A 23,637-nucleotide genomic window follows, 5' to 3' on the forward strand; every position below is an offset into this window, starting at 1 on the left:
ATCGAGAACACTGCGACCGCGACGTGGGTCGCGGGCCATCGGGTACTGCCGACGCGAGGGCCCCTGCCGCCGGATCCGGGTCGCTCGACGCCACCGCGAGGGCTTCGCCGATCGGGACGACGCGATCTGGTCGCGCGTTCGCTGGGAGCGCCATGTCTGCGTTCTCCGGTGCGGCGTTCTTCGCGGTGTTCGTCGTCGACGTATCGGTGGGCGGCGCCCTCGCGCTCGCTGGAGCGTCCCGAGGTGCGCGCTCGGGGATCGTCGGATCGCCGGGGAGCGCTCCGCCTCGGCGGGGGAGTGCGCTCACCTCCGGGCGTGCCTGGATCTCGTGGCACCGTGACGACCCTCTCTCGTTTCCGGCCGGCCTGAAACCCGCCTACTTCGTTGTTCTCCCCCCGCCGTTCGAAGGTTACTTGTCACCGGTCGCTGCCTCGCCGAAGCGAACGCGGCGTGCCACACTTGGCAACCGTGAATGCGATCGTGGTGACCGGTGCACACGGCCAGTTGGGCCGCCGAGTGATGTCTCTGGCCGCCGAACGAGGTGACGGAGTCGAGGTGGTCGGATATTCGTCCGCCGACCTGGACATCACCGACCCCGACGCCGTGAACGCCGCGGTGAGCGCGGGGGCAACGGTGATCAACTGCGCTGCCTACACCGCCGTCGACGCCGCCGAGACCGACGAGGACCGGGCGTCGGCGGTCAACGCGAACGGCCCTCGAAATCTCGCGCGCGCCTGCGGGCGTGTCGGAGCCCGGTTGATCCACGTCTCCACCGATTATGTGTTCGACGGCACAGCAACCGAACCGTACGAGGTCGATGCGAAGACCGCACCGCAGTCGGCGTACGGACGCACCAAGCTCGCAGGCGAGCTCGCTGTGCACGAGGAGCTGCCCGAGGCCGTGGTCGTGCGGACCGCCTGGGTTTACGACAACACGGGCAAGAATTTCGTGACCACGATGCGCCGACTCGAAGGCGAGCGCGAAACGATCTCCGTGGTGAACGATCAGATCGGTTCGCCCACGTTCGCCCTGGATCTGGCGTCGGGCCTGCTCGAGATCGAAGCCGACCCTGCTGTGCGCGGACGAACGCTGCACTTCACCAATGCGGGGCAGGCCAGCTGGTTCGACCTCGCACGCGCGGTGTTCGCGGGGATCGGTGCCGATCCCGAGCGAGTCGAGCCGTGCTCGAGCGCCGAGTACGTGGTTCCGGCCCCTCGGCCCGCGTACTCGGTGCTCTCACCGACGGCGTGGGTCGATGCCGGCCTGACCCCTGCGCGGCCGTGGTCGGATGCGTTGACAGCAGCCTTGACGCAGTCGACATGAGGGTTCGACGCGAGATCGGGCTAGTCTTGCCCGCGTGAGTTCCGAGCTGGCCGTGGTGACGGTGACCTATTCACCCGGCGAATACCTTGACCAGTTCCTGACGTCTCTACGTGAGGCGACGACGCGTCCCCTTCGGGTGATCATGGCGGACAACGGCTCGGTCGACGGCGCGCCCGAGGCAGCGGAGGTCGCGTTCGAGGAAGCAGAGTTGCTGCGAACCGGCGCGAACATCGGCTACGGCGCAGCGGTCAATCGCGCGGTGGCCGAGATCGACCCCGACATCGAGTTCGTCGTCGTGGCCAATCCGGACGTGCGGTGGCATCCCGGATCGCTCGACGGTCTGCTCGACGCAGCGGCGCGGTGGCCACGGGCGGGTGCCCTCGGACCGCTCATTCGCGAGCCGGACGGCTCGCGGTACCCGTCGGCACGGTCGGTACCCGATCTCACGTCCGGTGCGGGCCACGCGGTGCTCGGCAAGCTCTGGCCGACGAACCCGTGGACTCGGCGGTATCGCCAGGAGAACGAGACCGTCAGCGAGCGGCCGGTGGGGTGGCTGTCGGGATCCTGTCTGCTGCTGCGGCGTTCGGCGTTCGATTCGATCGGCGGATTCGACTCGCGCTACTTCATGTACATGGAGGACGTGGATCTCGGCGACCGTCTGGGCAGAGCGGGCTGGCACAACGTCTACGTTCCCGACGTCGAGGTGACCCACTCGAAAGGCCATGCGGCAGGACGGCATCCGGAAGTGATGTTGCCCGCACATCACACCAGTGCGTACCGCTTCCAGGCCGATCGACACGACCGAACGTGGCAGGCTCCCTTACGATGGGCCCTGCGTGGCGGTCTCGGTCTTCGTTCGAAGATCGTTGTGGCCTCGGCGCTTCGGGCGCGAGCAGTTGACGGACGAGAATCGGACGAGAGAACAGAGGCTGGACATGCCGGATAGTCCCACATCGGTCGCCGCACGTACCGACGCAGTCATTCTGGTCGGCGGCAAGGGAACTCGGCTCCGGCCGCTGACACTCTCGGCACCCAAGCCGATGCTCCCCACCGCAGGCCTGCCGTTCCTCACGCACCTGCTGGCGCGCATCAAGGCCGCGGGTATCGAGCACGTCGTCCTCGGAACGTCGTTCAAAGCCGAAGTGTTCGAGCAGCATTTCGGGGACGGGTCCTCGATGGGCATCGACCTCGAGTACGTCTTCGAGACCGAGCCGCTGGGTACCGGTGGCGGCATCAGGAACGTACTTCCGCACCTGCGCGCGGACAACGTCATGGTCTTCAACGGCGACGTCCTCGGCGGCACCGATCTGACCGCGGTCCTCGACACGCACCGGAACACCGATGCCGATGTCACGTTGCACCTGGTTCGTGTCGGCGACCCGCGCGCGTTCGGCTGCGTGCCGACCGACGAATCCGGCCGAGTGACAGCGTTTCTCGAAAAGACGCAGGATCCGCCGACCGATCAGATCAACGCCGGGTGCTACGTCTTCAAGCGCGAGATCATCGAGTCCATTCCGGCCGGCCGTCCGGTGTCGGTGGAGCGAGAAGTGTTCCCGGCCTTGCTCGCCGAGGGCAAGAAGGTCTACGGACACGTCGACAGTGCGTACTGGCGCGACATGGGAACACCCGAGGACTTCGTCAAGGGCTCGGCCGATCTGGTTCGCGGCATCGCGCCGTCGCCTGCGCTGCACGGGGACCGCGGCGAATCGCTGGTACATCCGAGCGCGGGAGTGGCACCGGGCGCACTGCTGATCGGTGGAACCGTCGTCGGACGCGGTGCCGAGATCGGAGCGGGTGCCCGCCTCGACGGAGCCGTCGTGTTCGACGGTGCCGTCGTCGAAGCGGGTGCCGTCGTCGAGCGATCGATTCTCGGCTTCGGTGCTCGTATCGGACCCCGCGCTCTGGTGCGCGACGCGGTCATCGGCGACGGTGCCGACATCGGAGCCCGCTGCGAGTTGCTCCGCGGCGCGCGCGTGTGGCCAGGCGTCAAGTTGCCCGACGGTGGAGTCCGCTTCTCCACCGACGTCTGACCCAGGCGGTCCCTACCGGCGACGCGCGGCGAGCGAGACGAGGTGGTCGATCGTCTCGCGCTCCGCGTCGTCGGGCAGAGCATCGACCGGCCACCAGCGCAGATCCGTCGATTCCTCGCTGCGGACTGCTCGCGCTCCGTCCGGGGCCCGGACCAGGAACCTCAGGTCGAGGTGCCGCGTCGGCTTACCGAGCGAGCAGGTGATCGGATGTGTGTGCGCGGAGAGCATGATCGGGTCGACCGTCAGATCGGCGATCCCGGATTCCTCGGTGGCCTCCCGTAGCGCTGCGTCGACAACCGTGCTGTCCGACGGTTCGCAGTGGCCGCCGAGTTGAATCCACCGACCGACCTTCGGATGCAGGGTCAGCAGCACATGGGTACCCGACGTGTCGAGCACCAACGAGGACGCGGTGAAATGGCCGGCCTCGTTGGCCCGCAGGCAGGCGTCCGGGTTGCTGTCGAGAAACGCCAGCATCGTGTGTCGAAGCGACTCGTCGTTCGAATCGGAGGGTGCCCATCGGTCGAGTGTCGTGGCGACCGAGTGCCACAGTGTGGACGCCGACACGTCAGAGCTCCACCAGTGACGACCCGGGAACCACCCGATCCCGGACGGTCAGCGATTCGCTGGGATGCCCGATTGCGATGGCTCCCATGGCTTTCCAATCCGCGCGCAGGCCCAGTTCGGCGCGCACGGTATCGGCGGCGAAGATGGTGGAACCGATCCAGCAGCTGCCCAGTTCACGCACCGCGAGGGCGACGAGCAACCCCTGCACGGCCGCACCGACAGCCACGGTGAACATCGTGTCCTCCGCGGTTCGACGCCTCTCGTCGGGGTACGAGTGCGCGCCGTCGGGCACGCAGAACGGGATCACGATTTCCGGGGCGTCGAACAAGATGTCGCCGCGGCTCAGTCTCGCCGCGATCCGCTCCTCGCTCAGCCCGTCGCCGGCCAGGTCGGCTCGCCATTGCTCACGCATCGTCTCGAGCAGTCGACGCCGGACGGCAGGGGTTCTGACCCAGACGAATCGAACCGGACGGGTGTGGTGCGGGGCCGGGGCGGTGAGGGCATCGGCAACGGCCGCTCGAACGGCGTCGGGATCGACCGGTTCGTCGGTGAACGACCGCACCGAGCGTCGGCGCAGCAGCGCCTCGCGTCGACCGCGATCGAGTGCCTCGGCGGTACCGAGCCAGAACAGGTCGTCCTCGCCGCCGCGCAGAAGCGTCGCCGCGGTGGAACCGTCGTCGACGGGGGTCAGTCCGCGCACGACCGCGATCGGAACTCCGCCGAGCTTTCCCTTCACCAGATCGCCTGCGGCCGCGAGCTCGTCGGCGATCGCGACCTCGGTGACCACGAGCTCGTTTCCCTGACCGTCCTCGGCTCCGGCATACGCGTGGACGACGCCCAGGCCCGCCGCACCGATGGCGGCGTCGGTCTGGCCGATCCGCCACGCCCGTCCCATCGTGTCGGTGACGACCACGGCGACCGTCACCCCCAGCAGTGCGCCGAGGGCAGTGCGGAGCGCGGCGGCACTGGCGTCGGGGTTCTCGGGCAGCAGTGCCAGTTCGCCTCCGTCGACGTTGGAGCCGTCGATTCCCGACGCGGCCTGCACGATGCCGAGTCGGTTCTCGGTGATGAGGGTTCGGCCCTTGCGTGCGACGATGCGCACTGCTTCCTGTTCCACGAGGACTCTGCGGGCGGCGTCTCGCTCGTCCGCATCGCGAGGTGCCTGCACAAGACGGCCCTCGACCTTCGAGATGATCTTGCTGGTGACGATCAGGATGTCTCCGTCACGCAACCACGGCGCTCGGTCCGCAACGGTCGCGGCCAGATCGTCGCCCGGCCGGAACTCGGGGAGGCCGGTCACCGGCAGTATCTCGATCGAGCCGCCCGGAGCGTGATCCTCGGGTGCCGACGGGAGCGAGTCGGTATCGCGAGTGTCGGTCACAGGTCGAGTCCGGCTGCGCGCAGAGCGGTTCGGGCCATGACCGCTGTGGTCTCGGGGTCGGTCATCAGCAACGGAACCGACTGCACGTCCACCCCGTCGACGACCGCCGTATCGGTGGTATGCACCAGCCATGCGTCGAGAATGCCGGTACCGCTTCGGCTTCCGTAGTGACGGCCCACCGCCTGCGCCGTGGTCTCCACTCCGATGACGGACAGGCACTCGTCGGCCATGCCGCGCAACGGCTTACCGTCGACGACGGGGGAGAGGCCGACCACTTTGGCGGCCGTCGTGCGAAGCGCCCCGCGGATACCCGGCACCGCGAGGATCGCACCGACGCTCACCACCGGGTTGGACGGAGCGAGGACGACGGCGTCGGCCTCGGCGATCGCCTCGACGACTCCCGCTGCCGGAGTTGCCTGTTCGGCTCCGATGTTGGCGAAGCTGTGGGTCGGAATCTGTGCGCGGTACCGAACCCACCACTCCTGGAAGTGAATTGCGCGCTGCTGCTCCCCGGTCGGGTCGTCCGGATCGGTGACGACGACATGGGTCTCGGAGCGGTCGTCGGTGACGGGCAGGAGCCGAACTCCGGGTTGCCAACGGTTGCACAGCGCTTCGGTGACGGCGGACAGCGGAAAGCCGGTGCGCAGCATACGACTGCGGATCAGGTGTGTGGCGATGTCGCGGTCGCCGAGTCCGAACCAGTCGGGATCGGCACCGTAGGCTGCCAACTCGTCCCGAGCGTTCCAGGTCTCCGCGATGCGCCCCCAGCCTCGCTCGGTGTCGATTCCTCCGCCGAGGGTGTACATGCACGTGTCGAGATCCGGGCAGATGCGAAGACCGTGCATCCACACGTCGTCACCGACGTTGACCACAGCGGTGATCTCGTGCTCGGGCTCGTCGCCGAACAAGGTTTTCAGGCCCTGCAGAAACCGAGCGCCACCGACGCCACCGACCAGAACAGTAACTTTCACAACACGCGAGCCTAGTGGGGTTGCGGTGGTGCGGGGTGAGCGCCCACCCGTGGGCCGACGTCCGCGGGGACCGTTTGTGACCGGGAGAACCGATGCGACACGCACGGGACGGGCTTCGATCCGGGGAGAGCGCCGATTTCGGGCATGTGATGGTATTGGATTTGTGCGATCGGCTTGACCGCGACACACCTGGACGTGTCTAATCACAGGTATGTCATTCAGTGTTCGCAACACGAGTTCGATTGCAGCGAACCTGGTTTCGAACACTCGTTCCCTTCCTGTTCGTCCCTGACTGGACGTCGAGTAGAGGTCGAGAGTCGGATCGGCACGTTGGACCAGCTCGATCGAATACCGGCGCGGGGCAAGGTATTCGAGAACACGAGGACCGAAAGTATCTGCGCTACCACAGGTGAGGAGGCGGAAGCGATGTATGACCAGCACGTGACACGTGATCAGCGGGGCGGACCCACTGCACATCTCAGCGCTGTCGACGACGCGCCGCAAACCGAGTCCGGCATCGGCGCAGATTCGAGCGTCTCGATCGACGCGGGTTCTGCGTACGTCGGCCGAACGGACGAGTCCGACAACGACGTCGATGTCGTCGACGCCGAACTGGACTCGGATTCCGACACAGAACTCGATTCCGATTCCGACATCGACTCGATGCCGTTCGTCGCCGAGTCGGTTCCCCCGGCCAAGCCGTTCCTCAGTCTCGTCGCGGGTTTCGACGAGATGTTCGAGGAGATCGAGGATCAGTGGCAGGAGCGCGCTCTGTGTGCGCAGACCGATCCCGAGGCCTTCTTCCCGGAGAAGGGTGGCTCCACCCGCGAGGCGAAGCGCATCTGCCTCGGCTGTGAGGTCAAGGACGAGTGCCTCGAGTACGCGCTCGCCAACGACGAGCGGTTCGGTATCTGGGGCGGGTTGTCCGAGCGCGAGCGTCGCAGGCTCAAGCGCGGAATCGGCTGAGCGGTTCCGTTCGGTCTCGGTGATCGGAACCGCACGGATCGTTCATACCCCGGCCGGGTCGACCTCGTCGGGGTCGATGCCGAGGTACGTGGCCACTTGCTCCACCAGAACCTCGAACAACAGATCTTCCAAGTCCTCCGGGTGCTTCGCCCGCCGCTCGAGCGGCCGCCGGAACAGCACCACCCTGGCACGTGTCGTCTCTCCGCGCTTGTCGATGCCTGCTGGTACCAGTCGCGAGAGCGGTACCGGACCCTCTGCCACCACCTCGGGTGGCCACGTCACCGATTCCGGGTCCAACGCCCTGATCTTGGGTACCTCGTCCACGGCGATGTCGAGCTTCGAGAGCTTCTCGTGCCATCGATGATCGATCCGCGCGAACGCTTCGAGTACCAGCCGGTCGAACTTCTCCGCTCGTGAGCGCCTGGCCGGGATGTCCTCGGGCAGAACCGGTCCGCGGACGCCGCGTCCGTGCCGGGCCACGGACCGAGAGGTGATCCTGCGCGCGGATGAGAATCGAGGCATAGGGGGAGGTTATCGCGCTCGTCCGGTGTGTCGGTCGTTCGGTCGGTTGCACCCACCGGATACTCTGCACTCGTGAGATCACTGCGTGGCTGCTGCAGGCCTGGTTGCAACCGTTCTGCCGTTGCGACGCTCACATACGTCTACTCCGATTCCACCGCGGTCGTCGGGCCGCTGGCCACAGTCGACGAACCGCATTCCTGGGATCTGTGCGAGGTGCACGCGTCGACCACCACCGCTCCCAAGGGCTGGGAACTGGTGCGCTACGAAGGCGGCTACTCGACGTCGAGCCCCGACGAGGACGACCTGACGGCTCTGGCCGAGGCCGTCCGCGAGGCCGGCCGCGGCGATCGCGTCCGGTCCGAGGACCGCGAGAGCTCCGACCGCTCGAGCTCACGGCCGTCCGACACCGAACGCCGATCCGCTCCGGCCGTCCGAACGGGCAGGCGCGGGCACCTTCGAGTTCTTCCCGACCCCACGTCCTGAGCAGCCCGAGCACACCGAGTGTGGTGTGCGTCGGTCCGACTGGCCGGTCCGTCTGCCGTCTGGCAAGGTTCGACGAGCAGGACCGAAACGGACAGCTGCGGTATGCCGATACTCGGTGTGGATCGCACCGCTACCGACGCTCGATTCCGACGCCGATGTGCGGCGTCGTCAAGAACGATCACCAGGAGAATCTTCGTGGCCCGAACCGCAGAGTCCGTCAACGCCGTCATCAAGGCCTACGACGTCCGTGGCGTCGTAGGTGAACAGATCGACGAGGCGTTCGTGCGTGACGTCGGTGCATCGTTCGCGCGACTGGTTCGCGACGAGGTAGGGGCCGCGCGCTCGGTCGTCATCGGCCACGACATGCGTGATTCCTCGCCCGCACTGTCACGGGCGTTCGCCGACGGCGTCACCGCTCAGGGCCTCGACGTGATGCACATCGGGCTGGCGTCGACCGACCAGCTCTACTTCGCCTCCGGCATGCTCGATTGCCCGGGAGCGATGTTCACCGCCAGTCACAATCCGGCGAAGTACAACGGGATCAAGCTCTGCCGCGCCGGTGCCAAGCCAGTGGGCCAGGACACCGGCCTGGCCACGGTCAAAGCCGAATTGGTGGACGGGGTACCGGAGTTCGACGGGCCGTCCGGAACAGCGACATCGCGAGATGTGCTCGACGAATACGCGCAGTTCGTCCGAGACCTGGTCGATCTGTCGGGAATCGGATCCATGAAGATCGCCGTCGACGCCGGAAACGGAATGGGCGGTCACACGGTGCCCGCGGTGTTCGGGCCGTTGCCGGTGACGATCGAGCCGCTGTTCTTCGAGCTCGACGGCAGCTTTCCCAATCACGAGGCAAATCCGCTCGATCCGGCGAACCTGGTGGATCTGCAGCGTTTCGTCGTCGAGACCGGTGCCGACATCGGACTCGCCTTCGACGGCGACGCGGATCGGTGCTTCGTCGTCGACGAGAAGGGCGACCCGGTCTCGCCGTCCGCAGTCACCTGCCTGGTGGCCGAGCGGGAACTGGCCAAGGAACCGGGCGCGGTGGTCATCCACAATCTGATCACCTCACGCGCGGTTCCGGAATTGGTCACCGAGCTCGGTGGCACACCGGTTCGTACCCGAGTGGGGCACTCCTTCATCAAGCAGCAGATGGCCGACACCGGGGCGATCTTCGGCGGTGAGCACTCCGCGCACTACTACTTCCGTGACTTCTGGGGTGCAGACTCCGGCATGCTCGCCGCGCTGCACGTTCTCGCCGCACTCGGGGCACAGGACCGTCCGCTGTCGGAAATGATGGCCAGCTACGAGACCTACAGTGCATCGGGCGAGATCAACTCGACCGTCGACGACGCCGCCGAACGCACCGAGGCGGTCCTGGCGGCATTTGCCGATCGGACTGCAGGCATCGACCGACTCGATGGGGTGACGGTCGATCTTGCCGACGGTGCCTGGTTCAACCTCCGAGCCTCGAACACCGAACCACTGCTGCGGCTGAACGTCGAAGCACGCACCGAAGCGGACGTCGATGCGCTTTCGACAGAGATATTGAGCATCGTTCGCGCCGGACTGGAATAGTGGTTACCGAGGGTTCATGAGTGGGTATACAGCGGTTTCGCGCAGGGTGACGTAAGGGGAGGTGTCGCAGCCATGACGGCAGTGTCGTCTCTGGTCGATCTCGACGATTCGGATGCTCTCATCGCAGCCGATCGTGAGGGCTCCTTGCGTAGCGCAGCGCTGGCGGGCGCGCAGGTGCGCGCCGTCGCGACCGCGGTCGACGAGTCGGTCCTGGAGCGGTTGGCCGATCTGCGTCCCCGAAGTGTGGTGATCGTGACCGGCGACGGGCGGAGCAGCCGGGCGGCGTCGCTGCTCGTCGCCGCGCTCGGTGATCGCCTCGGGGTGCCCTTGGTCCGAAGCACCGGAACCCCGCCGTGGATCGGCCCACTCGATGTGGTGGTGGTGGCGGGCGACGACGCCGGGGATCCGCGACTGGCCGAGTCGGTGGACGCGGCAGCCCGGCGTGGGGCCGAAGTCGTCGTGGTCGCCCCGGAGGAGGGGCCCTTGCGCGCCGTCCGGGGAGCCAGAGTCATGTGGCTTCCGCCGCGAATCGCAGTTCGTGACCACAATGCTCTGATGCGCTACCTCGCGGCCTTCGTGGCCGTACTCGGGGCGGTTGCCGGCGGATCGTGGAAGACGTTGCTGCCCAATTTGTCTCGACTTGCGGATCTGCTCGACGCGGAAGCGGTACGAAACAGCCCGTCCAACGAGATGTTCCACAATCCGGCCAAGGCCCTCGCAAGTGGGTTGAACGGTCGGCGGGTGGTGCTGACCGGGGCCAGTCCCGCCGCAGTGGAGGTGGCTCGGCACGGCAGCGAGGTGCTGCTGCGGGTGGCGGGTGTCGTCGTCGGTGCGGGGGAGTTGGGCGACGTCATTGCCGCGTCCATCCGGGCGTCGGTTGTCGAATCGTCGCGCACACCACAGACATTCGACTCGTTCTTTCACGACGAGCAGCTCGACGGGCCGCCACCGGCGTTGCCGATGCGCGTCGTCGTCGTGGCCTCGGACGCCGATCGGGCGATGACCGAACGACGAATTGCCGGTGTTCCGGAATCGGAGTTGTTGCTCGCCGATTCGAGTGAAGCGCTGTTCGGCGGCGACCGCGCGAGATCCGAATTCGACAACCCCGCTCCGGCACCGGATCCGGATAGACTCTCGGTGCTCGACACGATGTCCGTGTTGGCGACGCGGTTGGACACCACTGCCGCGTATCTGCTGTTGATGGGCGGTAGCTAGTGCAGCTCTTGCGAGGCGCGGTTCGGTCCTACGCATGGGGTTCGCGAACAGCACTGGCTCGGATTCAAGGCCGGCCGGTGCCGTCCGATCATCCCGAGGCCGAGATCTGGCTCGGAGCTCATCCGGCCGACTCCGCGCACGTGGTGCACGAGGGTGGCAGTACGCCACTGCTCACGCTGATCGACGGAGATCCGGGTACTCACCTGGGCGGCTCCGCGCAGCATTTCGAGTCTCGTCTGCCGTATCTGCTGAAACTGCTTGCCGCAGAAGAGCCGTTGTCTCTGCAGGCGCATCCAAGCAGTGCTCAGGCCCGTGAAGGCTTCGCTCGCGAGAATGCCGCGGGTGTCCCCATCGATTCACCGGTACGGAACTACCGGGATCCGAACCACAAGCCCGAACTGATCGTCGCGCTCACGGAGTTCGAGGCGTTGGCGGGCTTCCGGCGGCCCACCGACACCGTCGAACTGCTCGACGCGTTGGCCGTCCCCGCCTTGGGCGGGTATCGAACCCTGCTGGCCGCTCAGCCCGATGCTTCCGGTCTGCGCACGGTGTTCACCTCGTGGATCACGTTGCCGGGGCAGGCATTGGACGACATTCTGCCTGCGGTCGCCCAGGGGTGCATCGACTATCTTTCCGGTCCCGCACGCTCGGACGGTGGACGATTCGCCGCCGAGGCCAGAACTCTGCTCGAGCTGGGGGAGTCGTATCCCGGTGACGCCGGAGTGCTCGCGGCGCTGCTGCTCAATCGGGTTACGTTGACTCCCGGCCAGGGCCTGTACCTCGACGCCGGAAACCTGCATGCGTACCTGCGCGGGACGGGCGTGGAGATCATGGCGAACTCCGACAACGTGTTGCGCGGAGGACTGACACCCAAGCACGTCGATGTCCCGGAACTGCTGCGCGTGTTGGATTTCGAGCCGGCCGATCTTTCTCCCATCACCCCGGGTGCCGACGATCGACCGACCTACCTGTATTCCACGCCTGCACCCGAATTCGCGCTGAGCCGGACTGCGGTGGCGGCGGGGGAGACGGTCGCCGTGCCCGGCTCCGGCCCGAGAATCCTGCTGTGCACGAGTGGCACCGTCGTGGCCGCCACGAAGGGCACCCAGTTCGGGCTGACGGTGCCGCAGGGCAGCTCTGCCTGGATACCCGCTGCAGACGAATCCGTCACCGTGACCGCCGAGTCGGGCGAGGCCGAGGTCTTCGTGGCCTCCGTCGGACGCGTCTAGATCGGGCAATTCGGTCATCGTTGCGCCGCTTGCGGTTTCGGACTGCGTAATTGTGCGAACGGTCCGCCCGGAGGCAATAGTCTGATGCCACAGTGAATCGAAGTGACGGATGAGTTCGGTGATCCGTCGACAGATGTGAAGTGGCGATACGGAGACCCGATGACCAGAGCAGACCGGCCCGAGAAGACCCCACGCACGACGGGTTGGTTCCGGACCAAATCGATCGAGCAGTCGATCCAGGACACCGACGAACCGGACACCAAGCTCCGGAAAGAACTCGGATCCTGGGATCTGACCGTGTTCGGTGTCGCCGTCGCCGTCGGTGCCGGCATCTTCACCCTGACCGCGCGGACCGCCGGAAACGTTGCGGGACCGGCAGTGTCGTTGGCCTTCGTGCTCGCGGCCATCGCCTGCGGCCTCGCGGCGCTGTGTTACGCGGAGTTCGCGTCGACGGTGCCCGTGGCCGGAAGCGCGTACACGTTCTCGTACGCGGCGTTCGGTGAGTTCATCGCCTGGATCATCGGATGGGATCTCATCCTCGAGTTCGGCCTCGCAGCCGCGGTGGTGGCGAAGGCGTGGTCGCTCTATCTGGGCGATCTGCTCGGTACGGCCGCTCCGGTGCTCGAGATCGGTTCACTGAACTTCGATTGGGGTGCACTGCTGATCGTGGTGGTCCTGACGGTGCTCATCGCATCGGGCACCAAGTTGTCCTCGCGGGTGTCGCTGGTCATCACCGCGATCAAGGTGATCGTCGTGCTGTTCGTCGTCGTACTCGGAGCCTTCTACATCAAGGTCGCCAACTACGACCCCTACATTCCGCCGTCGGAAGCGGGATCCACCGGCGAGGGACTGCATCAATCTCTGCTCTCGTACGTCACCGGCGCAGGAGGCAGCACGTTCGGGTGGTACGGACTGCTGGCCGCGGCGTCCCTGGTGTTCTTCGCATTCATCGGATTCGACGTGGTGGCGACGACCGCCGAAGAGACCAAGGAACCGCAGAAGGCACTTCCCCGCGGAATCCTCGGATCGCTTGCGATCGTCACCGTGCTGTACGTGGCCGTCACTCTGGTTCTGACCGGGATGGTCAAGTACACGGATCTGGCCGGTGACAGTTCCACGCTGGCGACGGCATTCGAACTGAACGGGCTGACCTGGGCCAAGAACATCATCTCGTTCGGCGCACTCGCCGGTCTGACGACCGTGGTGATGGTGTTGATGCTCGGGCAGACCCGGGTGCTGTTCGCGATGTCGCGAGACGGACTGGTGCCGCGTGCATTGGCACACACCGGAAAGAAGGGCACGCCGGTCCGGACGACGATTCTGGTCGGTGTCATCGTCGGCCTGCTCGCCGCTTTCGTTCCGCTCGGCACGCTGGAGGAGATGGTGAACATCGGCACGTTGTTCGCGTTCGTGCTGGTCTCTGCCGGGGTTCTGGTACTACGCCGAACTCGACCCGACCTCGAGCGTGGTTTCCGCGTTCCCTGGGTTCCCCTTGTGCCGATCCTCGCGGTCCTCGCGTGCCTGTGGTTGATGCTGAACCTGTCGGTCGAAACATGGCTGCGCTTCCTGGTCTGGATGGCCGCCGGTGTCGTCATCTACGTCGTGTACAGCAGGCGGCACTCGGTGATGGGACTGCGGGAAACCGAGAAGGCTCGTACCGACAGGTCGGGGAACTGACCCCGGCATCGGCGACGCGGATATACCGACTCACGTCCCAACCAGGGACTTTCCGCGCAATTTAGATAGCGTCACATCAAACCGCTGGAATGTTATACCCTCGAAAACAGACTTGGAGGACTCAAAAAGTTCGATGAGAGGGTGTTGCAACAGTGAGTGTGGACGGCCGAATTCCTTCGTTGGAGGGTTCGGGTGTCGCTTTCGGGGGGCGGGATTCGAAGGCCAGTGAGCGGTCGGTTCGCTGGCAGGACAACAAGCGATATCTATGGATGCTGGGGCTGCTGGCCCCGGCGTCGGCATTGCTGCCGTCGCAGTTGGTCTACTGGACGGGCATACCGCTGTTCTGGTGGAGCGGCGTGCTGGTGTTCTTCGTGATCATTCCGGTGATCGACGTGATCGCAGGCGAGGACGGGCACAATCCGGACGCTTCGGCCAGTGAAAAGCTGCAGAACGACCGGTACTACCGGTGGTGTACGTACCTCTTCCTGCCCGTTCAGTTCGTCGGGCTCTTCGTCGCCTGCTGGATGTGGGCGTACGGCGATCTGAGCGTGGTGGACAAGATCGGCCTCGCGGTCACAGTCGGTCTGGTGGCAGGTACCGGCATCAACGCGGCCCACGAACTGGGCCACCGCATCGAGCAGCACGAGCGGTGGCTGGCCAAGATCGCCCTGTCTCAGACGCTGTACGGACACTTCTTCGTCGAACACAATCGCGGACACCACGTTCGAGTAGCGACGCCCGACGACCCCGCGAGCGCACGACTGGGCGAGAGCGTGTGGAGCTTCGTGCCGCGCAGCACGATTCTCGGCCTCGGCTCCGCATGGAAGCTCGAGTCGCAGCGACTTCGGCGCAAAGGCCGCTCGGTCGCAAGCCCGACCAATGCCCTGCTGCACACGTGGCTGCTCAGCCTGGTGCTGTTCGGCACGCTGTTGATCGTGTTCGGCTGGTCCATCGCGCCGTACCTGCTGTTGCAGGCCGTCGTCGGATTCGTGCTGCTCGAGATGGTGAACTACGTGGAGCACTACGCCCTGCTCCGGGAAACCAACGATCGCGGCAGATACGTTCGGTGCTCGCCCCGCCACAGCTGGAACAGCGACAGGATCTGCACCAACATATTTCTGTACCACTTGCAGCGACACAGCGACCACCACGCCAATCCGGGCAAGCGTTACCAGACCCTGCTCTCCTACGACGAGGCTCCGCAGCTCCCTGCCGGCTACGCCTCGATGGTGATGCTCGCCGCAATTCCGCCGCTGTGGCGTCGGGTCATGGATCCGCGGGTACTGGCGCACTACCAGGGAGATATCACCCGAGCGAACATCCTGCCCCGCAAACGGGCTCGAATCCTGGCGCGAGCCGGACGAAACGGATAGCGCGGGTTCTCGACAATCGGTCGCAGGCGACAGGCTCCACCTCTGCACTTCCGGGCAGTCGAAGCCCGAAGCGTGCGGACCCGATAGCCTGGACGGCAGACACTCAGTCAACAGGAGAGGCAAGATGACGACCTCAGTTACGTCAGGATCGGCACTCACCGTGGAACACCGCGGTGGAATCGACTTCAAGGTCGCGGACCTGTCCCTCGCGGAATTCGGCCGCAAGGAAATTCGGCTCGCCGAGCACGAGATGCCCGGTCTGATCGCGCTGCGTCGCGAATACGCCGACGTACAGCCGCTCAAGGGAGCGCGAGTTTCGGGATCGCTGCACATGACCGTGCAGACCGCGGTGCTGATCGAGACGTTGGTTGCGCTCGGAGCCGAGGTGCGGTGGGCGTCGTGCAACATCTTCTCCACCCAGGATCACGCAGCAGCGGCCGTCGTCGTCGGCCCGTACGGCACCGTCGAGGAGCCCAAGGGCGTCCCGGTGTTCGCGTGGAAGGGCGAGAGCCTCGAAGAGTACTGGTGGGCGGCAGAGCAGATGCTCACCTGGCCCGATCAGCCCGCCAACATGATTCTCGACGACGGTGGCGACGCCACGATGCTGGTACTGCGCGGCGCGCAGTTCGAGAAGGCAGGCGTGGTTCCGCCGACCGACGACGATCACGATTCGGACGAGTACAAGGTGTTCCTCGGCCTGCTGCGTCGTTCGCTCGAGGCATCGAAGTCCAAGTGGACCGAGGTTGCCGAGTCCGTGCAGGGCGTCACCGAGGAGACCACCACCGGCGTGCTGCGGCTGTACCAGTTCGCAGCTGCGGGTGAGCTCACGTTCCCCGCCATCAACGTCAACGACTCCGTCACCAAGAGCAAGTTCGACAACAAGTACGGCACCCGCCACTCGCTGATCGACGGCATCAACCGCGGCACCGACGTCCTCATCGGTGGCAAGGCCGTTCTGGTCTGTGGCTACGGCGACGTGGGCAAGGGCTGCGCCGAGGCGCTCAAGGGTCAAGGTGCACGTGTGACCGTCACCGAGGCCGACCCGATCAACGCCCTGCAGGCGCTCATGGACGGCTTCGACGTGCGCACGGTCGAGGAGTTCATCGAGCAGGCCGACATCGTGATCACCTCGACGGGCAACCTGTCGATCATCACGTTCGAGCACATGCGCAAGATGAAGCACCAGGCCATCCTGGGCAACATCGGCCACTTCGACAACGAGATCGACATGGCCGGTCTGGAGAAGGCCCCCGATGTCACGCGGATCAACATCAAGCCGCAGGTCGACGAGTACCAGTTCAAGGACGGGCACTCGATCATCGTGCTGTCCGAGGGGCGTCTGCTCAATCTCGGCAACGCCACGGGCCACCCGTCGTTCGTCATGAGCAACAGCTTCTCCAACCAGGTCATCGCTCAGATCGAGCTGTGGACCAAGCCGGACGAGTACGACAACGAGGTCTACCGCCTGCCCAAGCACCTGGACGAGAAGGTCGCACGAATCCACGTCGAAGCGCTCGGCGGCTCGATCACCAAGCTCACCAAGGAGCAGGCCGAGTACATCGGCGTCGACGTCGAGGGCCCGTACAAGCCCGAGCACTACCGCTACTGACCGCACCGTCAGTGGGAAAACTGTTCGTCATCGAAGGAGTCGACGGAGCGGGCAAGAACACGCTCGCCCGTCGGCTCGTTTCGGCGTGGGAACGCCAGGGCCTGTCGGTCGAGCGCATCGGGTTTCCCCGGTACGACCGGTCGGTGCACGCCGATCTGGCGGCCGAGGCGTTGCACGGCGAGCACGGTGACACCGCGGGCAGCGTGCACGCGATGGCCCTGTTGTTCGCGCTCGATCGCCGGGACGCGGGCGACGAGATCCGAAAGTTGCTCTCGGACAACGACATCGTTCTCCTCGATCGGTACGTGGCATCCAATGCCGCCTACACCGCGGCTCGGCTGGAGCAGTCCGCGGACGGCGAGGCCGTCGAATGGATCAGGTCGCTCGAATTCGACCGATTCGCCGTGCCCGTTCCCGATGTCCAGATTCTGCTCGACGTCCCGGTGGCGCTCGCCGCCGAGCGTGCGGCGGCCCGTGAGAGTGCGGATGTCGCTCGAACCCGGGACGCCTACGAGAGGGACGGCTCATTGCAGAGCCGAACCTCGGCTGCGTACGGCAGGCTCGCTGCTTCGCACTGGGTGTCACCGTGGCGAGTCGTCACCGCCGACGTCGATCCCGATCGACTCGCCGCCGACATGTTCAATCAGCCATCAGGCGTTCGGAAAGTGACACCATAGGACCATGAAGCCTCGGATTCTGGTTGTGGACGACGATTCGGCTCTGGCGGAGATGCTCACCATCGTGTTGCGCGGTGAGGGGTTCGAGCCTTTCGTGGTCGGCGACGGTACCCAAGCACTGGCGGCCGTGCGCGAGAACCGGCCGGATCTGGTGCTGCTGGATCTGATGCTTCCCGGCATGAACGGCATCGACGTCTGCCGCGTCCTGCGTGCCGACTCGGGCGTGCCGATCGTCATGCTGACGGCCAAGACCGACACCGTCGATGTCGTACTGGGTCTCGAGTCCGGTGCGGACGACTACATCATGAAGCCCTTCAAGCCGAAGGAACTGGTCGCTCGTGTTCGTGCGCGCTTGCGCAGGACCGAGGACGAACCCGCCGAACTGCTGTCCATCGCGGACATCGTCATCGACGTGCCCGCCCACAAGGTCAGTCGCGGTGACGAACTCGTCTCCCTCACCCCGCTCGAATTCGATCTGCTGGTGGCACTGGCGCGCAAGCCACGTCAGGTGTTCACCCGAGAGGTGTTGCTCGAACAGGTCTGGGGCTACCGCCACGCAGCCGACACCCGGTTGGTCAACGTGCACGTGCAGCGTCTGCGCGCCAAGGTCGAGAAGGATCCGGAGAACCCCGAGGTGGTGTTGACCGTGAGGGGGGTCGGCTACAAGGCCGGACCGCCGTGATCCGTTTCTCCCATTCTCGGCGGCGAATCAACGGCAAGTTCTCTCCCGTACTGCGTTGGTTTCGTTCGCTGAGTACGTCGCTGGGCCATGCCTGGCGTCGATCACTGCAGCTGCGCGTCGTCGTGTCGACGCTGACCCTGTCCCTGGTGGTCATCCTCATCCTCGGGGTGGTGTTGACCTCTCAGATCACCGATCGGCTGCTCGAAGCGAAGCTGTCCGCCGCCACCGAGGAACTCGACCGCTCACGGACCACCGTCGAGGGCAACCTCGCCGGAGCCGACGATTCGAGCGGGCTCGCGACGCGCCTCGAACGGGCCAGGGCGGCGCTGACCAACCAGGATCTGGACGCCGCGTCGACCACCGGGTCTGCGGGATCGTTCGATCCGGTCCTGATCGTGGAAGGCGACGCCACCCGCGCGGAGGCCTCGGTGGGCCCGGTCGATCAGATCCCGAACAGCCTGCGCGACTTCGTCAAGAAGGGCCTGATCAGTTCGCAGTACGCGACGGTGACCGACAGTGACGGCGGGTACTCCGGCTCGGCGCTGATCATGGGATCGCCCACCGGATCCGACATCTCGGCCCTGCAGCTCTATCTCATCTTTCCGTTGGCCAGCGAGGATCGCACGCTCTCGCTCGTACGCGGCACGTTGTTCATCGGCGCAGTGGTGCTGTTGGTGCTGCTCGCGGCGATCGCGATGCTCGTCGCACGTCAGGTGGTTCTGCCCATTCGTTCGGCGTCGAGGATCGCGGTGCGGTTCGCCGACGGCAGGCTCAAGGAGCGCATGCCGGTCCGCGGCGAGGACGACATGGCCAGACTCGCGATGTCCTTCAACGAGATGGCCGAGAGTCTCTCCAAACAGATCACCCAGCTAGAGGAATTCGGTAACCTCCAGCGCCGATTCACCTCCGACGTCAGCCACGAACTGCGCACCCCGCTGACCACCGTCCGGATGGCCGCAGACCTCATCCACGACGCCAGCGACGACCTGGAGCCTGCACTCAAGCGATCCTCGGAGCTGCTGGTCAACGAGCTCGATCGGTTCGAGACCCTGCTCGGTGACCTGCTCGAGATCAGCCGCCACGACGCGGGCGTGGCCGAGCTGGCCGCCGAACAACTCGACCTGCGGATGTGCGCCCGGGCGGCAGTGTCGACCGTGCGGCACCTGGCGCGCGAGACCGGCACCGAAGTGATCGTCGACATGCCCGAGACGGCAGTCATCGCCGAGGTCGACCCCCGACGGGTGGAACGGATTCTGCGCAATCTGCTGGCCAACGCACTCGACCACGGCGAAGGCAAGCCGGTCCTGCTGCGGCTACGCTCGGATGCCGATGCGGCAGCATTCGTCGTGCGCGATCAGGGAGTCGGTCTGCGACCAGGCGAAGAGAAGCTGGTGTTCAACCGGTTCTGGCGCTCGGATCCCTCCCGCGTTCGACGGTCCGGGGGCACCGGCCTGGGGCTGGCGATCAGCGTCGAGGACGCCCGCTTGCACGACGGTAAGCTCGAGGCGTGGGGAGCACTGGGCGAAGGCGCATGCTTCCGACTCACTCTGCCGCTCGTGCGCGGGCACAAGGTGATCGGATCCCCACTGCCCCTCAAACCCAGCACCAAGAAGTTCGCACAAGGACAACCGATTCCCGCGATCACCGCAGCCAAGACAGCCACGTCGGAGCCCGCGACGTGATCTTCTCGTGCCGTCGCACCCGGGTGCTGGCGATGTGCGCGCTCGTCGTCGCCCTCGTGGGCGGCTGCGCCAGCCTGCCCGAGTCGTCCAGCCCCCAGGCCATCGGCACCCTGACCGCCGGTGCCGTGCCCACCAGCGCCCCGGCCCCCGAGCCGGGACGTGAGCCCGATCGACTGCTGGACGACTTCTTCGAGGCCAGCGCCGTCTCGGCCAACAGACACCAGGCCGCCCGGCAGTTTCTCACCGAGGAGGCGTCGGGAACCTGGGACGACGGCGCGCGGACGGTCGTGGCGGATCGAATCGACACCCTGTCCGGTCCACGAACCGCAGATACCGCGCAGTTCACGATCCGCTCGGCGACGGCCGGGATGCTGGCCTCGGGCGGCGAGTACCAGGCCGGATCGGACACCTTCGACGCTGCGATCGAGATGGCACGGGTGGACGGTCAGTGGCGGATCTCGAAACTGCCGCCCGGTGTCGTCATCGATCGATCCGCGTTTCTGAACACTTATCAGCAGCGATCGCTCTACTTCGTCGATCCGCTCGGTGGCGTACTCGTGCCCGATGTGCGGTGGACCAGCGGATCTCAGGACCAGCTCGCCAACCAGCTCGTACAGCTGCTCATCGACGGCCCCAAGTCCGCGCTGTCCGCTGCGGTGAGCAACGAACTGTCCGACGACGTGAGTATTCGCGGGCCCATCACCAAGGCCGATGGTCAGACCTCACAGGTGGGGGTGGGACTCGGTGGTATCAGAATCGATTTCGGCGGCCTGCAGAACAAAGGTGATCGCGATCGCGAACTGCTTGCCGCGCAAGTGATCTGGACCCTGGCCTCGGCCGAGGTGGCCGGGCCCTACGTGCTGCTCGCCGACGGTCAACCGATCGACACGACCAAGCCCGACGGGTGGACGACCGCAGGCGTGGACTCGTTCGATCCGCTGGGCAGTACCGGCGACGGTGTCGGACTGCACGCACTCGCGTCCGGCACATTGCTTCGCGTCGACGAGGCGGAGACCACGCCCGCTCCCGGGTACTTCGGGCAGGCCCGCAATCTGCGCTCGGTGGCCCTGTCCAACGACGGCACGCTCGTGGCAGGAGTTGCGGACACCGGACGGCCCGCCCCTGCGCCGTCGAGCACGCTCATGGTCGGCAGCTACGACGGCGGCGCGTTTCCCGTGGCCGAGGGACAATCGATCACTCGACCCACCTGGGGAGCCGACGACAACGCAGCCTGGGCGGTGATCGACGGCACCAACGTCATCCGGGCCGCCCGCGATCCTTCCACCGGCCAGGTGTCGGTGGTACCCGTCGAGGCCACCGCCGTCACGACACTCGGCAACCGGATCACCGAACTGCGACTGGCCCGCGACGGCGTGCGAGCTGCGCTCATCGTCGACGGCGTCGTGTACGTGGCAACGGTGGTGCGCGAGCCCTCGGGTGTGTACTCCCTCACCGAGCCGAGGGCCGTGGCCATCGGACTCGGTAGCGACGCCACGAGTTTGGACTGGAGCACCGGCGACACCATCGTGATCGCGCGGGTCGCGACCGACTCCCCGGTGGTCCAGGTGAGCGTCGACGGATCCCGGATGGATCCGTTGCCGTCACGCAACCTGACCACCCCGGTGTTGGCGGTCGATGCCTCGCCGGAAACGGAGTACGTGGCAGATGCACGGGCCGTGTTCGCCCTCAACAACTCCGATCCGGTCGGCGACCGGTACTGGCGTGAGGTCACCGGTCTGGCCGGCGTGAAAGCTGTGCCCATTCTGCCCGGCTGACGTCGGTCGCAGATCTCTGTCGGTGGGCCGGGGCAGACTCCGCATCCATGCGGACGCTCCTCGATCTGGTTCTGCCCCTCGAGTGCGCCGGGTGCGGTGTGCCGGGGGAGCACTGGTGCGGAGGGTGTTCTCTGGCCCTGTTCGTCCCGCCCGTTGCCGTTCGGCCACGAGTCGATCCCGGTGTGCCCTGCTGGTCCCTGGGTACGTACAGCGGGCCGCGCCGCAGTGGTGTGATCGCGCTGAAGGAGCGAGGTCGGCGGTCGGTGGCCCGGCCTTTCGGGCGAGCGCTCGCCGAGGCCGTCGGACATCTACGCGACGCGGGTGAGATCGATCCACCGGAGCTGAGTTCGCTGATTCTGATCTGCGCGCCCTCTCGGGCTCGTGCGGCGCGGGCTCGTGGAGGCGATCCCGTTCTGCGATGCGCTCGAATCGCCGCCGAGCAGTTGGCACCCGAGCGTGTGCTCGTTCCCGAGTTGCTCCGCATGACCGGTGGAGTACGTGATTCGGTCGGACTGTCGGCGGGACAACGACAGCACAACGTGGCAGGGCGGATCGAGGCCGTCGGGCTGGCTCGTTCGCACGCCGACGCACGCGTGACGCCATCGGCGGAATTCACCGTTCTGCTGATCGACGACGTCGTCACCACCGGTGCCACGTTGGCCGAATGTGCAAGAGTGCTAACCGATTTCGGAGTCCCGGTAGCCGGAGCGCTGGTGGTGGCGAGTGCGTGACGGCGGAGGGGAAGGACACGCCGACAACCAATTCGGGGTGAACGGTGGCACACGAGTCGATGACCGACTAACGTCGCGGACACGCACCGACTGGACCAGATGTGAGGTGATGCCCCGGACTTTGATGCCGGAAGGTTCCCCATTCGGCATGCACACTTGCCGCGTCCAACAGTGGGCGTGGCCGATATCGGGAGGTACGCGTGACGACCCCTTCACAAGCCTCGGTTTTCTTCGACGAGAAGCCCTCGGAAGAACCCGCCAAGAGCAATGCGGACGTCGTGGTCAAGGGCCGCAACGTCGAGATACCGGATCACTTCCGGATATACGTCTCCGAGAAACTGGCTCGCCTCGAGCGCTTCGATCCCTCCATCTACCTGTTCGACGTCGAACTGCAGCACGAACGAAATCGCCGCCAGGCCAAGGCATGTCAACGCGTGGAGATCACCGCGAAGGGCAAGGGCCCGGTCGTTCGAGCCGAAGCGTGCGCCGACAGTTTCTATGCCGCACTCGAAGCGGTGACGTCGAAACTCGAGAGCAGACTCCGACGCACCAAGGACCGTCGCAAGGTTCACTACGGCGAGAAGCGGCCCGTGTCCGTCGCCGAGGCCACTGCCGAACTCGCTGAGGACGACACGCTGGCACTCGACCCCGACACGAAACTCGACACCTTCGAGGACGACCAGAGCGGCCCGGGGCACATCGTGCGGACGAAGACCCACTCGGCCGCACCGATGAGCGTCGACGACGCACTGTACGAAATGGAACTCGTGGGCCACGATTTCTTCCTGTTCCACGACAGCGCAACCGATCGCCCCTCGGTCGTGTACCGACGGCACGCCTTCGATTACGGCTTGATCAGACTCACCTGACCGGACCGATCGGGACGGTTCGACACGTTCGCCGTCCGTGAAATCTTTTCACCGCTGCAGGCTCGACGCCGGAGACTCGATCCCCACGTCGAGCCTGCAGTGCTGTGTCGGTGTTGTCCGAATGGCCGACCGGCGATCTCCGACGACCGATAGTCGGGCTGCCGGGTTCACAGCGACACCGCCTACCATGGACGCGTTCGGGTTACCCGCCGCGCAGATGTCGTGGTGACGAACCCGTGAGCTCGTGCAGTATGCAGTGTTGTTAGTACCAGTACCCGTGAACCGAGGATCGAGGACGAG

22 protein-coding genes are annotated in these 23,637 nt (G+C 65.9%); 17 read left to right on the forward strand and 5 right to left on the reverse strand.

The window, feature by feature from the left end; all coding sequences use genetic code 11:
- Positions 1-307 (reverse strand): hypothetical protein (locus CH256_RS28385; RefSeq protein WP_218829157.1); only part of this gene is annotated, 307 nt, incomplete at its 3' end.
- A gap of 161 nt (positions 308-468) precedes the next feature.
- Between CH256_RS28385 and rfbD the strand changes: the two genes are divergently transcribed.
- Genes rfbD through CH256_RS23685 form a run of 3 tightly spaced genes read left to right on the forward strand, consistent with a single transcriptional unit; the run spans position 469 to position 3,353 of the window.
- Positions 469-1,323 (forward strand): dTDP-4-dehydrorhamnose reductase, encoded by an 855-nt coding sequence (rfbD, locus tag CH256_RS23675; RefSeq protein WP_094670823.1) that lies wholly within the window; start codon positions 469-471, stop codon positions 1,321-1,323.
- A gap of 34 nt (positions 1,324-1,357) precedes the next feature.
- Entirely contained in the window at positions 1,358-2,269 is a 912-nt protein-coding gene (locus CH256_RS23680) for a glycosyltransferase family 2 protein (protein ID WP_094642323.1), read from the forward strand.
- On the forward strand, positions 2,259-3,353 hold the full coding sequence (locus CH256_RS23685) for a sugar phosphate nucleotidyltransferase (RefSeq protein ID WP_094670825.1): 1,095 nt from the start codon (positions 2,259-2,261) through the stop codon (positions 3,351-3,353). The genes CH256_RS23680 and CH256_RS23685 overlap by 11 nt, the downstream gene beginning before the upstream one ends.
- A gap of 12 nt (positions 3,354-3,365) precedes the next feature.
- On the opposite strand, the gene CH256_RS23690 is transcribed toward CH256_RS23685, so the two are convergent.
- The 3 genes from CH256_RS23690 to cofD form a co-directional block, all read right to left on the reverse strand.
- Positions 3,366-3,827, reverse strand: coding sequence for an NUDIX hydrolase (locus CH256_RS23690; RefSeq protein ID WP_094642495.1), 462 nt, complete (start codon positions 3,825-3,827; stop codon positions 3,366-3,368).
- 91 nt (positions 3,828-3,918) lie between these two features.
- The gene (locus tag CH256_RS23695) at positions 3,919-5,298 is read right to left on the reverse strand and encodes a coenzyme F420-0:L-glutamate ligase (RefSeq protein WP_094670827.1); all 1,380 of its coding nucleotides are present in this window, start codon (positions 5,296-5,298) and stop codon (positions 3,919-3,921) included.
- Positions 5,295-6,269: a 2-phospho-L-lactate transferase gene (gene cofD, locus CH256_RS23700; protein WP_094670829.1), complete on the reverse strand. Its 975-nt coding sequence runs from the start codon at positions 6,267-6,269 to the stop codon at positions 5,295-5,297. Before cofD ends, CH256_RS23695 begins: the two co-directional genes overlap by 4 nt.
- 732 nt (positions 6,270-7,001) lie before the next feature.
- Here cofD and CH256_RS23705 point away from each other — a divergent pair.
- A complete protein-coding gene (locus CH256_RS23705; RefSeq protein ID WP_027496498.1) occupies positions 7,002-7,235 on the forward strand; it encodes a WhiB family transcriptional regulator in 234 nt (77 codons plus the stop codon).
- Between the two features lie 42 nt (positions 7,236-7,277).
- On the opposite strand, the gene CH256_RS23710 is transcribed toward CH256_RS23705, so the two are convergent.
- Positions 7,278-7,757, reverse strand: coding sequence for a metallopeptidase family protein (locus CH256_RS23710; protein ID WP_094642321.1), 480 nt, complete (start codon positions 7,755-7,757; stop codon positions 7,278-7,280).
- A 72-nt stretch (positions 7,758-7,829) separates the two neighbouring features.
- Here CH256_RS23710 and CH256_RS23715 point away from each other — a divergent pair, with 72 nt between their 5' ends.
- The 13 genes from CH256_RS23715 to hpf all read left to right on the forward strand — a co-directional run bounded on the left by CH256_RS23715 (position 7,830) and on the right by hpf (position 23,337).
- On the forward strand, positions 7,830-8,240 hold the full coding sequence (locus tag CH256_RS23715) for a DUF3499 domain-containing protein (RefSeq protein ID WP_176460497.1): 411 nt from the start codon (positions 7,830-7,832) through the stop codon (positions 8,238-8,240).
- A 195-nt stretch (positions 8,241-8,435) separates the two neighbouring features.
- Positions 8,436-9,818, forward strand: coding sequence for a phosphomannomutase/phosphoglucomutase (locus CH256_RS23720; protein WP_068045741.1), 1,383 nt, complete (start codon positions 8,436-8,438; stop codon positions 9,816-9,818).
- 72 nt (positions 9,819-9,890) lie between these two features.
- Positions 9,891-11,033 carry a tobH protein gene (locus CH256_RS23725; RefSeq protein ID WP_068045700.1) on the forward strand — a complete coding sequence of 381 codons (1,143 nt, stop codon included), beginning with the start codon at positions 9,891-9,893 and terminating at the stop codon, positions 11,031-11,033.
- Entirely contained in the window at positions 11,033-12,262 is a 1,230-nt protein-coding gene (gene manA, locus CH256_RS23730) for a mannose-6-phosphate isomerase, class I (protein WP_094642319.1), read from the forward strand. The genes CH256_RS23725 and manA overlap by 1 nt, the downstream gene beginning before the upstream one ends.
- A gap of 159 nt (positions 12,263-12,421) precedes the next feature.
- Complete coding sequence (locus CH256_RS23735; protein WP_094670870.1) at positions 12,422-13,939, forward strand: amino acid permease; 1,518 nt, start codon at positions 12,422-12,424, stop codon at positions 13,937-13,939.
- A 269-nt stretch (positions 13,940-14,208) separates the two neighbouring features.
- A complete protein-coding gene (locus tag CH256_RS23740; RefSeq protein WP_082898577.1) occupies positions 14,209-15,312 on the forward strand; it encodes an alkane 1-monooxygenase in 1,104 nt (367 codons plus the stop codon).
- Between the two features lie 124 nt (positions 15,313-15,436).
- Complete coding sequence (gene ahcY, locus CH256_RS23745) at positions 15,437-16,921, forward strand: adenosylhomocysteinase (protein ID WP_068045695.1); 1,485 nt, start codon at positions 15,437-15,439, stop codon at positions 16,919-16,921.
- 11 nt (positions 16,922-16,932) lie between these two features.
- On the forward strand, positions 16,933-17,598 hold the full coding sequence (locus CH256_RS23750) for a dTMP kinase (RefSeq protein WP_068045693.1): 666 nt from the start codon (positions 16,933-16,935) through the stop codon (positions 17,596-17,598).
- A 4-nt stretch (positions 17,599-17,602) separates the two neighbouring features.
- The gene (gene mtrA / locus CH256_RS23755) at positions 17,603-18,280 is read left to right on the forward strand and encodes an MtrAB system response regulator MtrA (RefSeq protein WP_027496508.1); all 678 of its coding nucleotides are present in this window, start codon (positions 17,603-17,605) and stop codon (positions 18,278-18,280) included.
- Positions 18,277-19,962, forward strand: a complete 1,686-nt coding sequence (mtrB, locus tag CH256_RS23760) for an MtrAB system histidine kinase MtrB (RefSeq protein ID WP_068045690.1) — start codon at positions 18,277-18,279, stop codon at positions 19,960-19,962. The genes mtrA and mtrB overlap by 4 nt, the downstream gene beginning before the upstream one ends.
- Positions 19,959-21,737: an MtrAB system accessory lipoprotein LpqB gene (gene lpqB / locus CH256_RS23765; protein WP_373454865.1), complete on the forward strand. Its 1,779-nt coding sequence runs from the start codon at positions 19,959-19,961 to the stop codon at positions 21,735-21,737. The genes mtrB and lpqB overlap by 4 nt, the downstream gene beginning before the upstream one ends.
- Before the next feature lie 47 nt (positions 21,738-21,784).
- Positions 21,785-22,468, forward strand: a complete 684-nt coding sequence (locus CH256_RS23770) for a ComF family protein (RefSeq protein WP_094670832.1) — start codon at positions 21,785-21,787, stop codon at positions 22,466-22,468.
- Positions 22,469-22,668: 200 nt separating this feature from the next.
- Positions 22,669-23,337 (forward strand): ribosome hibernation-promoting factor, HPF/YfiA family, encoded by a 669-nt coding sequence (gene hpf, locus CH256_RS23775; protein ID WP_068045673.1) that lies wholly within the window; start codon positions 22,669-22,671, stop codon positions 23,335-23,337.
- Positions 23,338-23,637 lie beyond the last annotated feature (300 nt).

Origin of the sequence: Rhodococcus sp. 05-2254-6, assembly GCF_002258565.1 — a bacterium.
Taxonomy (GTDB): domain Bacteria; phylum Actinomycetota; class Actinomycetes; order Mycobacteriales; family Mycobacteriaceae; genus Rhodococcoides.

Bases quoted from the DNA above. Each gene is read 5' to 3' on its own strand.
- CH256_RS23685 (WP_094670825.1), top strand. From the start codon at position 2,259: ATGCCGGATAGTCCCACATCGGTCGCCGCACGTACCGACGCAGTCATT.
- CH256_RS23690 (WP_094642495.1), bottom strand. From the start codon at position 3,827: ATGCTGGCGTTTCTCGACAGCAACCCGGACGCCTGCCTGCGGGCCAAC.
- CH256_RS23705 (WP_027496498.1), top strand. From the start codon at position 7,002: ATGTTCGAGGAGATCGAGGATCAGTGGCAGGAGCGCGCTCTGTGTGCG.
- CH256_RS23710 (WP_094642321.1), bottom strand. From the start codon at position 7,757: ATGCCTCGATTCTCATCCGCGCGCAGGATCACCTCTCGGTCCGTGGCC.
- CH256_RS23725 (WP_068045700.1), top strand. From the start codon at position 9,891: ATGACGGCAGTGTCGTCTCTGGTCGATCTCGACGATTCGGATGCTCTC.
- CH256_RS23735 (WP_094670870.1), top strand. From the start codon at position 12,422: ATGACCAGAGCAGACCGGCCCGAGAAGACCCCACGCACGACGGGTTGG.
- CH256_RS23740 (WP_082898577.1), top strand. From the start codon at position 14,209: ATGCTGGGGCTGCTGGCCCCGGCGTCGGCATTGCTGCCGTCGCAGTTG.
- ahcY (WP_068045695.1), top strand. From the start codon at position 15,437: ATGACGACCTCAGTTACGTCAGGATCGGCACTCACCGTGGAACACCGC.
- mtrA (WP_027496508.1), top strand. From the start codon at position 17,603: ATGAAGCCTCGGATTCTGGTTGTGGACGACGATTCGGCTCTGGCGGAG.
- CH256_RS23770 (WP_094670832.1), top strand. From the start codon at position 21,785: ATGCGGACGCTCCTCGATCTGGTTCTGCCCCTCGAGTGCGCCGGGTGC.